15 protein-coding genes are annotated in these 13,045 nt (G+C 51.9%); all 15 read left to right on the top strand.

Annotated elements, in window-relative coordinates:
* Nucleotides 1-65 precede the first annotated feature (65 nt).
* A complete protein-coding gene (locus LBO03_08095; GenBank protein MDR3349543.1) occupies nucleotides 66-269 on the top strand; it encodes a YjfB family protein in 204 nt (67 codons plus the stop codon).
* Between the two features lie 55 nt (nucleotides 270-324).
* Nucleotides 325-1,515 carry an FprA family A-type flavoprotein gene (locus LBO03_08090; protein MDR3349542.1) on the top strand — a complete coding sequence of 397 codons (1,191 nt, stop codon included), beginning with the start codon at nucleotides 325-327 and terminating at the stop codon, nucleotides 1,513-1,515.
* 369 nt (nucleotides 1,516-1,884) lie between these two features.
* Nucleotides 1,885-2,607 (top strand): hypothetical protein, encoded by a 723-nt coding sequence (locus LBO03_08085; protein ID MDR3349541.1) that lies wholly within the window; start codon nucleotides 1,885-1,887, stop codon nucleotides 2,605-2,607.
* A gap of 7 nt (nucleotides 2,608-2,614) precedes the next feature.
* Nucleotides 2,615-2,761, top strand: coding sequence for an SDR family oxidoreductase (locus LBO03_08080; GenBank protein ID MDR3349540.1), 147 nt, complete (start codon nucleotides 2,615-2,617; stop codon nucleotides 2,759-2,761).
* Nucleotides 2,762-3,463: an SDR family oxidoreductase gene (locus LBO03_08075; GenBank protein MDR3349539.1), complete on the top strand. Its 702-nt coding sequence runs from the start codon at nucleotides 2,762-2,764 to the stop codon at nucleotides 3,461-3,463.
* Entirely contained in the window at nucleotides 3,460-4,254 is a 795-nt protein-coding gene (locus LBO03_08070; protein MDR3349538.1) for a transketolase, read from the top strand. Before LBO03_08075 ends, LBO03_08070 begins: the two co-directional genes overlap by 4 nt.
* Nucleotides 4,244-5,209, top strand: coding sequence for a hypothetical protein (locus LBO03_08065; GenBank protein MDR3349537.1), 966 nt, complete (start codon nucleotides 4,244-4,246; stop codon nucleotides 5,207-5,209). The genes LBO03_08070 and LBO03_08065 overlap by 11 nt, the downstream gene beginning before the upstream one ends.
* Nucleotides 5,210-5,240: 31 nt before the next feature.
* Nucleotides 5,241-5,477 (top strand): hypothetical protein, encoded by a 237-nt coding sequence (locus tag LBO03_08060; GenBank protein ID MDR3349536.1) that lies wholly within the window; start codon nucleotides 5,241-5,243, stop codon nucleotides 5,475-5,477.
* Nucleotides 5,461-6,861: an AMP-binding protein gene (locus LBO03_08055; GenBank protein ID MDR3349535.1), complete on the top strand. Its 1,401-nt coding sequence runs from the start codon at nucleotides 5,461-5,463 to the stop codon at nucleotides 6,859-6,861. Before LBO03_08060 ends, LBO03_08055 begins: the two co-directional genes overlap by 17 nt.
* A 1-nt stretch (nucleotide 6,862) precedes the next feature.
* Complete coding sequence (locus LBO03_08050) at nucleotides 6,863-7,939, top strand: hypothetical protein (GenBank protein MDR3349534.1); 1,077 nt, start codon at nucleotides 6,863-6,865, stop codon at nucleotides 7,937-7,939.
* Entirely contained in the window at nucleotides 7,923-9,116 is a 1,194-nt protein-coding gene (locus LBO03_08045; protein ID MDR3349533.1) for a hypothetical protein, read from the top strand. The genes LBO03_08050 and LBO03_08045 overlap by 17 nt, the downstream gene beginning before the upstream one ends.
* Before the next feature lie 34 nt (nucleotides 9,117-9,150).
* Entirely contained in the window at nucleotides 9,151-9,933 is a 783-nt protein-coding gene (gene rfbF, locus LBO03_08040; GenBank protein MDR3349532.1) for a glucose-1-phosphate cytidylyltransferase, read from the top strand.
* Between the two features lie 4 nt (nucleotides 9,934-9,937).
* A complete protein-coding gene (locus tag LBO03_08035; GenBank protein ID MDR3349531.1) occupies nucleotides 9,938-11,044 on the top strand; it encodes an FkbM family methyltransferase in 1,107 nt (368 codons plus the stop codon).
* Between the two features lie 14 nt (nucleotides 11,045-11,058).
* Nucleotides 11,059-11,967, top strand: coding sequence for a glycosyltransferase (locus LBO03_08030; GenBank protein MDR3349530.1), 909 nt, complete (start codon nucleotides 11,059-11,061; stop codon nucleotides 11,965-11,967).
* Between the two features lie 114 nt (nucleotides 11,968-12,081).
* The gene (locus tag LBO03_08025) at nucleotides 12,082-12,954 is read left to right on the top strand and encodes a radical SAM protein (protein ID MDR3349529.1); all 873 of its coding nucleotides are present in this window, start codon (nucleotides 12,082-12,084) and stop codon (nucleotides 12,952-12,954) included.
* Nucleotides 12,955-13,045: the final 91 nt, after the last annotated feature.

Here is a 13,045-nt window from a genome sequence, read left to right as displayed (position 1 = left end):
TTGATTCAAGATCCCCTTAATAAAAAATCCTTTTCATACGATATATAGATAGGGAGGTGATAACTTTGGGCTTGGATCCAATCGTTGACATGGCTGTCAAAATGAAGTATCAATCCGTAAAAGAACAGGCCAGCTTCAGCATAATGAAAATGGCGCTCGATCTGGCCGAACAGTCCGGGCAGGACATATTGAAAATGACCGAATCCGTCGAACCAGCTCCCGCGCCGCTTGGCAATTTCCCCGGCAATATTATTGACATTTTAGCCTAACTTGATTAAAATAAAGACGACGTATATGAGCGGCGTCTTTATTTTCAGTTAGGAAGTGATTTTTATCAAGCAAATAGAATTGGCTAAAGGCATATATTATGTCGGCTGCAAAGACTGGAAACTGAGGGACTTTCACGGGTTTACCACGGGGCGCGGCGTAACCTACAACGCTTATTTGATCGTTGACGAGAAAATCTGCTTGGTCGATTTAGTGAAAAATACTTTTGCCGATGAGTTGCTGGCGCGGATTTCCTCAATCGTGCCGCCGGAAAAAATCGACTATATAGTGGTTAACCATGTGGAGAACGATCACGCCAGCGCTTTGCCGCAGGTCATAGGCAAAGCCGCCGGCGCGAAAATCGTCATTACCGCGGCCGGGGCAAAAGAAGCGGCGCGGCTTTACGGACAGTACGATTATAATATCGTAAAAGAGGGCGACAAACTTGCGCTTGGCGAAAACAGCCTGCATTTTGTTGCCTTGCCCATGTTGCATTGGCCTGACAGCATGGCGGCCTATCTGCCCGAGAAAAAAATACTTTTTTCCAACGACGCTTTTGGGCAGCACATTTGCGCCAGCGACCCTTTCGACAGCGGGAGCGAGCTATCCGCCATCATGGAAGAAGCGCAAAACTATTACGCCAACATTCTCATGCCGTACAGCAAGCTGATCGGCGGCGCGCTCAACAAGGCGCAGGGGCTGGCGATCGACATGGTTGCGCCCAGCCACGGCGTCATCTGGCGTTCCCATATAAAAGAAATCTTGGATAAATACGCCTTTTGGGGACAGGGCAAAGTCAAAGACAAAGTGCTGGTTGTTTACGACAGCATGTGGGGCGCGACCGAACGCATGGCGAAAGCCATTTGGGAAGGCGCGGCCAAAACGGGCGTTGACGCCCGGCTGTATAAACCCGGGCATGCGGAAAACAGCCGTATAGTCGCCGAACTGCTGGATGCGGCCGGCGCGCTTTTTGGGTCGCCTACGCTCAATTACGGCATGATGCCCTCTGTCGGCGCCTTGCTCCTTTATCTGAAAGGCTTGAAGCCGGTGGGCAAACTGGCGGCTTCTTTCGGCGTCTACGGCTGGAGCGGCGGCGCGCAAAAAGAAATGGACGAGCTTTTGCAAAAAGCCGGCATGTCGCTGGAGCCGGCGCTTACGCTTAATTGGGCGCCCAACGCCGCGGAACTGTCGGATTGCGAAAATTTCGGGTTTGCTTTCGCGCGCAAAGCCTGCAAAAAAGATAGCTGACGCATGTCCGCTCCAACGCCGCAGGCTTTGTTTTTTGCCGTGCGGCGGCGGGTTTTGCTTTTCTTTTGCTTCTGTTTTGTTTGCCCTCCTGTTACGCCCTAACGTACCGCAACCCATTGTCCTTAAAAATTTCTTTACTATCGCTCAACAATCTGCCTTGCTGTTTTTGTTTGGCAGCTCGGCGGAATTGCTTTATATATGGCAATATATTTACTGGCGCGGTGCAATATGGCAAAGTTGCCCTCAGTCAGTTCGGCAATTTTATTGCCGGATAGGGCTTTTGCTGCGGCAAAACAGCTTGCTATCAAAGGCTGTGCCTTATATAACAATAAATTGGCAGGGTGTGCAAAACTTAGGGGATAGGGTGAAATGGAAATTATTGACGCCGTTTGGGAAAAAAGAAACCTCGGGGTTGTCGCCAAAGAAATCAACCTTGCCGCAAACGACACGCTTTCCGATTTAGAGCAGCTTCGCGGGCTTGACTGCGAGTATGCCGTCGCGAGGGTACCGGCGGGAGCCATTGAATTGATGTTCCAGCTGGAGGATATGGGCTATCGTTATATAGAAACGATGTTTGCCGTTCGGCACGACCTTAAAAATATCGGCGCAACGCTCGATCGCATAACAAAAAGGTTTGCGGACAGCATCAGTTACCGGCGGATGGCCGATGCGGACTTGGCCGAGCTGAAGCGTCAGTTAAAGCTGGGCGTTTTTCATACTGACCGGGTGTATGTCGACCCGCACTTTACAAAGGAGCAGTCGGCGCAGCGCTATATGGGCTGGATTGCAGACGCGCTTGAAAACGGCTACGAACCATACAAATGCATGTTTAAAGGCAAAGCCGTTGGTTTTTTTGTTTCGCGGTTGAAAAAGGATGGCAACCATGGCCTGTTTATAGGAGTGTATAAGGAGTTCGAGGCCGCCGGCTTCGGGACAAGCGTTCTCGCTGCGCAGCTTAGGCACGCGGCGGAAGCTGGTGCCAAGACCTTATGCGGCGCAGTTTCCTCCAACAATATGTCGTCATTGAGAATGAATTTGTATCTTGGAGGTCAAATAACGTCAGCGCGTTATGTATACGTAAAGCACGGATGATAAAATATTGAAAGGCTACGTGGACAACAACGTCGGAATGCACCGCGTCGGAACCGCCGAAGATATCGCGAACGCCGTCTTGTTCTTTGCGTCAGACAGCTCCAACTATATTACCGCTCAGGTGCTGGGCGTGGACGGGGGCTATATCCTATAAATGAAAACTGTATTTATTACCGGTTCTAACCGGGGAATAGGCAAAGCTGCGGCGGAAAAGTTTCTGGAAAATGGTTGGCGCGTCGTTGCCCATTCCCGCAAACCACGGGAAATAGATACAGAAAATGTTCTTCCCGTTTGTTTCGACATGCTTGACGCCGCTTTGATGAAAGAATGTGTCAAGCAGCTCCGGAGAGACAAGATAACCATTGACGCGCTGGTGAACAACGCGGGCGTCGCGCACGGCGGCTTGTTTCAAATGACGCCCGTCGCCCGGATAAAAGAAGTGTTTGCCGTAAATTTGTTTGCGCATATGGAACTTACGCAGCTTATCTTAAAGATTATGGCCAAGGAGAACGCCAGCATTACAAATGTCGCGTCCGTAGCGGGGATTGATTTTCGGGCGGGCAACTGCGCCTATGGCGTCTCCAAGGCGGCGCTGATCGCCTGGACAAAGGTGCTGCAAGCGGAATTGCAGGGCAAAGTGCGGGTCAACGCCGTTGCGCCGGGACTTACCGAAACCGACATGGCGCAGGAAATGGAAGAAAAATTACGGGCAAGCACCTTGCGCCATTCTGTTTTCGGCAGATTGGGAAAACCGAACGAAATCGCGCAAGCGATATACTTTCTGGCCTCTGACGAAGCGTCATTTATTACCGGCCAAGTTTTGAAAGTTGACGGGGGAGGGGGGTATATCGAATGAATGAAAGAATCGAGTCGGCCGCCAAAAACGCGCGGCTGAATATACTGCGACTGGCCAATCAAGCAAACAAAGGCGGAAACGGGACGCATATTGGCCCTTCGCTTTCCGTGGTTGAGGTATTGACCGCCCTGTTTTTCGGCGTTCTCCGGCCGCAGGATGCGTTTATCTTAAGCAAGGGGCATGCCGGTTTGGCCTATTATGCCGTCCTTAAAGAAGCCGGGCTGCTTACGGAAGAACAATTGGACTCTTTTGAAACCAATGGCAGCGGCTTTTTGGCGCACCCGTCTAAAAATATACATAATGGAATTATTTGTTCGAGCGGAAGTTTGGGGATGGGGCTGTCTTACGCCTGTGGGCTTGCCTTGGCGGCGAAAAAGCAGGGCAAGGACAAAAATATATATGTATTGCTGGGCGACGGCGAATTAAACGAGGGGTCAAACTGGGAAGCGGCAATGTTTGCCGCCCATCAGAAACTGGATAATTTAGTCGCCGTCGTGGACTATAACGGAATGCAGCTTGATGGGTTTTCCGCCGACATTCTGGCCGTTGACGTGGCGGCCATGTGGAAAGCGGCGGGCTGGCAGACGGCGGCGTGTGACGGACATTCGCTAAGCGCGTTGCGGGAGGAACTTGATGTTTCCCCCGCCGCTGCCCCGCAGGCGGTTTTGGCGAAAACGGTCAAGGGCAAGGGCGTATCGTTTATGGAGAACAATAGCGCGTGGCATCACAGCCGCCTTTCGGACAAGCAATATGAAGAAGCCGCGAAGGAGGTAGGGCGCGTTGGAATATAAACCATCCGAAATCCGGACGCTTTCAATGCTCGGGCAGCGTGGCGCATTCGGCGCGACGCTTGATAAATTGGCGGCAGGCAATGACAAAATATTCGCTTTGGCGGCGGATGTGCAAAATAGCGCGGGGCTTGGCCGGTTCGCGAAAAATTACCCCGGCAGGTTTGCCAACGTCGGCATAGCCGAACAAAACATGGTCGGGATTGCCGCAGGGTTAGCTGATGCCGGGTACAATGTTTTTGCCGCGACCTTTGCCAACTTTGCCGCGCTGCGGGCAAATGAGTTCGCCAAGCACTTTATGGGCTATATGCGTTCGCCGGTAAAACTTGTCGGTTTTGGCGCGGGCTTCGGCATGGGTGTTTTAGGATATACGCACTACGGATTGGAAGATGTCGGGGCATTGCGCCCGATTTCAAATATAAACATAGTTTCCCCGGCGGACGCGCTCGAAACAGTCAAGGCAGTCGAGACAATTTCAACTTTAGACGAGCCTGTTTATTTGCGGCTTACGGGCGCGGCCAATAATCCCATCGTTTATAAAGGCGACTATGAGTTTAGGATAGGAAAGGCCGTAAAGTTGCAAGAAGGGCGAAACATTGCGCTGCTGGCGGCAGGGAGCATGGTCCATTACGCGCTTGAGGCGGCTAAAATACTCGAAACCCATGATGTTTCCTGCTCCGTGATAAATATGCACACAATCAAGCCGCTTGATGCGGACGCGATTGACGCTTCCCTTGACGCGGGGCTGATTGTAACGGTTGAAGAACACCGCGTAGCCGGCGGGTTGGGCGGAGCGGTCGCCGAATACCTCGCAAGAGTAAAGCGCAAGCCGCCGCAGCGGATAATCGGCATTGCCGACGGTTACCCGCACGCGGGCGGATACAGTTATATGCTGGATAAAGCCGGGCTGTTGCCGGCTCAATTAGCGCAAAGCATATTAGAAGAATACAAACAATAAAATTCGGAAATCTTCAGGGAGAGGGATCAAAATGACAAATCTCGAAAAATACAGCCGAGCCTTTGCCGAATCTTTCGGCATCAGCGAGGGCGAGGCAAAGACGGCAAAGTACCAGGAAGTCGCGAACTGGGACAGCGTGGGGCACATGACCCTTATGGCCGCGCTGGAAGCGGCGTTCGATATAATGCTTGACACGGAGGACATTATTGATTTCGGTTCGTTTGAAAAAGGCAAGGAGATCCTGAAAAAGTATGATGTGGAAATTTGAGGACTTTGCGGAAAATACCGCGTTCATTGCCGAGGACGGCGGCAAAACTAATTATGCCGAGCTGGCGCGCGAGGGGGAGCAGCTGGCGGCGGCGGCCGGCGGCCGCTGTCTCGCGTTCGTACTGTGCCGGAACGAGAAAGGCTCGGCGCTTGGCTACGCGTCGTTCATAAACCACGGCATCGTCCCGCTCCTGCTGAACGCCGATATTGACCGCGAAATGCTTGACGCTTTGCTCGAAAACTATAGGCCCGATTATTTGTGGCTTCCTTCGGATATGGCGGATAGGTTCGGCGATTGCGGGAACGTTTATGCGGCTTGGGGCTACTCCCTGCTAAAAACCCGTCATGCCCGCGCTTTCGCGTTAAACGACGATCTGGCCTTGCTGCTGACGACCTCCGGCTCAACCGGCAGCCCGAAATTTGTGCGGCAAAGCTACAATAACATCCGGGCGAACACTGCGTCAATTGTGCGGTACTTGGAACTTGACGAAGCGGAGCGCCCGATTACTACGCTCCCGATGAGTTACACATACGGGCTGTCAATAATCAATTCGCATCTTTGGGCCGGCGCGTCCATAATCCTGACGCAAAAGACGCTTATCGGGAAAGAGTTCTGGCAGCAGTTCAAAGATTACGAAGCGACTTCGTTCGGCGGGGTGCCGTATACTTTTGAAATGCTTGACAGATTGCGTTTCTTCCGCATGGAGCTGCCCTCTTTGCGGACAATGACGCAGGCGGGCGGAAAGCTCTCGCCGGAACTTCACAAAAAGTTTGCGGAGTACGCGAAGGACACGGGGCGCCGGTTTGTCGTTATGTACGGATCGGCCGAGGCGACCGCGCGAATGTCATACCTGCCTTACGAGAAATCGCTTGAAAAGTACGGCAGCATGGGAATAGCCATACCGGGCGGCGAGTTCAGCCTGATTGACGCGGACGGCAAGGAAATCGCCGCAAGCGAAACTGTCGGAGAACTTGTGTACAAAGGCGCCAACGTAACGCTCGGCTACGCGGAACGCGGCGATGATTTACAAAAAGGCGACGAGCGCGGCGGCGTCCTTGTTACCGGCGACATGGCAAAACGCGACGGCGACGGGTACTATTATATTGTCGGACGCAAAAAAAGGTTTCTGAAAATATTCGGCAACAGGATCAACCTTGACGAGGCTGAACGTCTCGTCAAGACGGCGTGCGGTTGCGAGTGCGCCTGCGCCGGCGTAGACGACAAAATGAAAGTGTATGTGACCGATGCCGCGCTTGTCCGGTACTTACGGAAATTCATAGCGGAGAAAACCGGGCTGCACTTTTCCGCGTTTGAAGTCAAGGTTATTGGTGCCATCCCGAAAAACGACTCGGGGAAAACTTTGTATTCGGCATTGGATGATTGACATGATTGACGAGCTGATGAATGTAGAGCCGTTTTCGCTTTTGAAAACGGACAAAGAGCGAATATTGGCGCGCGCGCTTTTGGACCTGACGGCGTTTCACTACGACAACTGCCGCGAGTACCGCTCCATGCTTGACGCGCTGGGCTTTGACCCTCGCGGCGCTACTGGTGGCTGCCGCGATTTGCCGTTCTTGCCCGTCCGTCTGTTCAAGGAACTGACGCTGAAAAGCGTCAGCGATGCGGAAATATTTAAAACTATGACGTCCTCCGGCACTACAGGCCAGGCGACTTCTAGGATTTTTCTCGACCGCGCGACGGCCGGACAGCAGCAAAAGGCGCTCGTCAGGATAGTGGCGTCGTTTTTAGGTACGGCAAGGCTGCCGATGATCATAATCGACTGCCCGTCGTCCGTTAGGGACCGGCGGATGTTTTCCGCCCGCGGCGCGGCAATATTGGGCTTTTCCATATTCGGGAACGATAAGATATACGCGCTGGACGACGATATGAACCTTGACGTAAAAGCCCTGGCCGCTTTTTTGGCAAAACACAGCGGAAAACGCATCCTGCTGTTTGGCTTTACTTTTATGGTATGGCAACACTTCTGCGCAAAACTGAAAAATCTTTCGGGCATGGCGGACTTGTCAGGCGGCGTGCTTATTCACGGCGGCGGGTGGAAAAAACTCGCCGGCCAGAGCGTAAGCCCCGGCGTATTCAAGTCGGAACTCAAAGCCGTGTGCGGCATAGACCATGTCCACAATTATTACGGCATGGTGGAGCAGACGGGCTGCGTGTATATGGAATGTGAGAAGGGGCATTTGCATGCGAGCGTATTCTCGGACGTAATTACGCGCCGGGCGGATCTGTCCGTCTGCGATTACGGCGAGGCGGGCATTATTGAGGTAGTGTCGGCGTTGCCGAAATCATATTGCGGACACGTCCTCTTAACGGAAGACGAAGGCGTAATCCTTGGCGAGGACGACTGCCCGTGCGGACGCAAAGGCAAATATTTTAAAGTGCTCGGCAGGCTGAAAGACGCGGAGATAAGAGGATGCAGCGATGCATATGCGGCAAGTTTTTGAACAGGTTGATTATATAGCCGGCAGCGAGGATGTTCTTGCCAATATGCAAAAGCAACCGGCAATGCGGATATTCGACGGGAGGGTTACCGCGTTTTTGCGCGCGCTGTCCGGCGAAATATTAAAGTCCGCGAAAGCGAGGCGGTTTCCCGACGCGGTAACATTCGCGTTCTGGTGCCGCAAAGCCAACCTTTTGTTGCTGCGGAAACAGTATGACGACAGCGACAGATTGGGCAGAGGCGTTGCGTTCCACATCGCTCCGTCCAATGTGCCGCTGAACTTCGCGTACTCGATGGCGGTCGGCATGCTGGCCGGCAACGCAAATGTCGTGCGGCTGCCGTCCAAAGACTTTGAACAGATAGCGCCGCTGTGCGAGGCGATAACGAAGCTGCTCTACAGCGGCGAATTCACGGACATCGCCGCCCGTCTGTGCCTTGTCAAATACGCCCGCGACAAAAAAACCACGGACGCTTTAAGCGCGCTTTGCAATTCCCGCATCATCTGGGGCGGCGATGCGACCGTGGCGCAAATCCGCCAGTCGCCCCTGCCGCCGCGGGCGAACGAGATAACCTTCTCCGACCGCTACTCAATCTGTCTCATAAACTCTGACAAGTACTTGGCCGATTACGACAAAGCAAAAGCAGCGCGGGATTTTTACAACGACACCTATTTGACCGACCAGAACGCCTGCACTTCGCCGCGCGCCGTTATCTGGCTCGGCGGGGAAATCGAAAAGGCCAGGGAAATATTTTGGGCGTCTTTGTCCGATCAACTCGAAGGCTATGAACTAAAGCCGGCGCAGACGGTAAACAAACTGTCAACGTTTTACCGGTTTGCGGCCAATTCGGCTTGCAAACTGGCCAAAGCGGACGATTGCAAACTTATGCGGGTCGCTGTGAAAAAGCTTGGCCGCAGCATATTGGACAATTTGGAAAACAGCGGCTATTTCTATGAATACGACGCGAAAGCGCTTGACGAAATACTCCCGCTCTGCGGCGGCAAATGCCAGACGCTTTCCTATATAGGCCTTGACGCGGCAAAGCTGCGCGATTTCATATTGGCAAACGCGCCGCCCGGCGTCGACCGGATCGTCCCGGTCGGCAGGACAATGGATTTCTCGCTTGTTTGGGACGGCCGCGATTTGATACGCGAACTCTCAAGGGTAGTGGCGATATGTTAATTATTGATCTGCGCAGGACAGGAATGGTAATAAAATGAAAGCTGTTATCCTCGCCGGCGGGTACGGTACGCGCATAAGCGAAGAGTCCCACCTTCGCCCCAAGCCGATGATTGAGATTGGCGGCGCGCCGATTCTGTGGCATATTTTAAAATACTACTCCCACTTCGGCGTGAACGATTTTATAATTTGCTGCGGCTACAAGGGGCATATTATAAAAGAATATTTTGCCGACTACTATCTTCATCGCAGCGACGTGACTTTTGATTTTTCCGCCGGCGGGGCGATAAAAGTGCATAACAATGTCGCCGAACCTTGGCGCGTGACGGTGGTGGATACCGGCCTGAAAACGCAAACCGGCGGGCGCATACGGCGCGTCCGCAAATACATCGGGGACGGGCGGTTCCTTGTGACCTATGGCGACGGCGTGAGCGACGTCGATCTGACGAAGCTGATTTTCGCGCACGAGAAGTCCGGCAAGACGGTAACGCTCTCGGCGATTCAACCGGGCGGCCGCTTCGGCGTACTCGACATTAACGACCGCGATGGGACGATTACCGGCTTTCGCGAGAAAGCAAAAGAAAACGGCAACTGGATAAACGCCGGTTTTATGATAATGGAGCCGGGCATTTTCGATTATCTGGACAGCGACGCGGCGGTTCTGGAACGCGCCCCGCTGGAGCGGCTTTCGGCGGACGGCAAGCTTGGCGTCTACAAGCACGGCGGCTTCTGGCATTGCATGGACACGGCCAGGGACAAAAGCGCGCTGGAAGCGATGTGGGCGGATGGCCGGGCACAATGGAAAGTATGGGAGGATTAAATCAATGTCGGACATATTTGCGCAAAAGTTTGAAGAAATAAAGTCGGAAATACCAAACAGCAAGATCGCTTCGTTGCTGAGGAAAATAAAGGCAAACATCGGGTTGCGCCCGTTAGTGTTGTACGGCGCTGGTCAGTTAGGCGTTGCGTTTTTGGACGCTTGCCGTGAACTGGGCTTGGCCGTAGCCGCGTTTTGTGACCGAAGGGCTATCGATGCCGTAGACGGCATTCCGGTTATTGACGCGGACCGGCTTCGGCGCGAGTTTAGCGATGCGCTGGTTATGGTGTGCTCTCAGGCATACAAAGATGACATCATGAATACGCTCTCCGGGCTTGGTTTCCCGGATGAACGAATTATCGGTTGCCCGATTGAGTTTGGGAATTATTTGGCCGTAAAAGGTTTTGTGCGGTACGTTAGTGGCTATGCTTGGGCGTACAGCTTTTTCTCCGACGAGTCGTCAAAAGCCCTTGTGCTTGACAAAATACGTTTGTATTTGTTAGATAGGCCGCTGAAGCCGAACACAAAATCAGCTTGTTATTATGAAGAGGGAGTTATTGCGCTCGGCACTAACGAGGTGTTTGTCGATGGCGGCGCGTATACGGGGGACACAGCGGAAGATTTTATAAAAAGAAACAATGTTGCTGGGTATCACGTATACTCGTTCGAACCTGATCCGGAAAATTATGCCAAAGCGGCGCAAGATCTTGCCAAGTACGAGCACGTTACGCTCACGCAAAAGGGATTGTGGAGCCGTGAAACGGAGCTTTTGTTCACGCCAAATCCGGAAAATATGGCGGGTTCGTCATTCGTGATTGCTACGGACGCCGACCAGGTTCGCGTACCTGTCACCTCGCTTGATGCCTTTTTTGCGGACAAGCCGCAGCTGCCGACGTTCATAAAAATGGACATTGAGGGCGCGGAAAAAGAGGCGCTTATCGGCGCCGCGAACATAATAAAAAAAGCGAAACCGAAACTCGCGATTTGCGCGTATCACAAAATTGAGGATGTTTACGAACTTCCGCAAACGCTACTTTCGATACGCGACGATTATAAATTTTGTCTGCGGCAGCACAAATATGGTTGTTGGGATACTATACTGTATGCAGTTTAGTGGTGATATGCGCTATGACTGTCATTTCCGTGATAATGCTGACCTACAACCGCGAAACGCTGGTGAGCCGCGCCATCGAAAGCGTCCTCGCGCAGACGTTTGGCGACTTTGAGTTTGTCATCGTGGACAACGGCAGCTCTGACCGCAGCGGCGCTATTGCGGACGAATACGCCAAACGTGACGCGCGCATCCGCGTACTTCACCGCGAGCGCGGCAACATCGGCATAGGCCGCAACGCCGGGCTGGACGCGGCAGTTGGCGAATGGGTCGCTTTCGTCGATGATGACGACTGGTGTGAACCGGACTTCTTAGCGTTTTTACACAATCTGGCGATGGAAAACAACGCGGACATCGCTATTTGCGGGGCGGTGGATAGAGAATTTGACGAAAGGCGCGTGTATTCTGCGGAAGAAGCCGTTATTGAGCTTCTTTGGCGCAAGAGGTTCAATGTACAGTTCCCCACAAAGCTGTTGCGGCGCAAGCTGTTTGATGGCAATCGGTTCTCGGATAGCGCCAAATACGACGATATTGAGCTCATGCCCAAAATGCTGGCCAAAGCCAACAAGGTCGCGTTCCATGGCCTGCCTAAGTATACCTTTCATCGACATCCCGGCAACAACTCCGCGTGGACAACCGATCACAGCCTGCTTGACGCCGCGACGCTTTCCGAGTATCTTGCGGTCTACCGCGAGCGCACCGATTGGCTGTGCCGGAAGTTCCCGGACAGCGCGTCCGCATGGAGATATTTTGAGTGGTCGTTTTGGCTGAGCATGGTGGAAAAGGTTGACCGGCTCGGGCTTGTGGACTGCAAACAGTTTGCGGCGAGGTTGCAGCGGGAACTGGCGATATGTCGCAGGGATTTTTTAGAATGTGGGCACATACAGGATTTTGAAATAAAGCAGTTAAAGGAATATGCCGGGTAACAAAGCCGTACGGGCCAAGTACTGTCGTGCGAGCAACTCGTCCTCGTGTACTGTAAAATTACGCTTTTTTTGATGTCACAATATCTTAATACTTTACGCAGGAGTGATTATAACATGAGAACATATTCTGGAATCGTAATTGACACGAGCGCAATTATACTGACTTTAAGGTGTAATTTAAAGTGCAAACTGTGTTGTACGGCATCGCCGTATCAAAATCCACCTCCGCATTTTAGCGTCAAAAGCATTGAGCACTGTGTAAAGCGATATTTCGAGACAGTCAAATATATCCGTAAACTATCGTTGGGTGGCGGAGAACCAATGTTAAGGACGGATTTGCCAGAAATAGTCGAAGCTATATTGGAGTACAAGAAACAGTTTGATATATTGGAAATAATTACAAATGGAACAATAGTTCCTAAAGATGCGGTACTTGACATACTGCAAAAAAATAAAGACACTATGTTTGTGATGATAGATAACTACGGAAAGCATTCTCCGAATGCTGAAAAAATTGACGCAATATTAAACGAAAAAGGGATAAATCACAAGGTCAGAATCTATCATGGAACGAACGCCCATATGGGCGGTTGGGTAGACTTAGGTGATTATACTCATAAACATTCGCATAACGAGACTAAAGCTTTGTTGCGCGAATGTGTAATAGCAACAACTCCAAAACAACATACCGGCACGTATACACCAATGCCAAACAAAATCATTAAAAATGCGTTGCTAATTCCGTACTTGGCGATGACTAATGGGCTACTGCATCGCTGTGCCCGTTCGTATTCGACAATGCTCGCTGGACGCATTACTAAAGATTCCGATAGTTTTGTAGATACGATGGATGAATCGTCCTCAATAAATGAAATCCAGGATAAGATAATCAGAATGGTATCTTCAGAGTATCTTTCTGCTTGCGAGTATTGCAATGGTTTTTCGGGAAAGTCTAAGCGATTCGAACCGGCAGAACAGCTTATTTGAGGATAGCGCGGAGAAGATGAAGAATTTCTTGCTATATGGTCACGGTGGTTCTTACAATCACGGCGCAGAAGCAATTGTAAAAATGACTATT

The sequence above is a fragment of the Acidaminococcales bacterium genome (genome assembly GCA_031290885.1).
Taxonomy (GTDB): domain Bacteria; phylum Bacillota; class Negativicutes; order Acidaminococcales; family JAISLQ01; genus JAISLQ01.
Note: the sequence above shows the minus strand (reverse complement) of the source record. Positions and strands in the feature narration are given on the sequence as shown.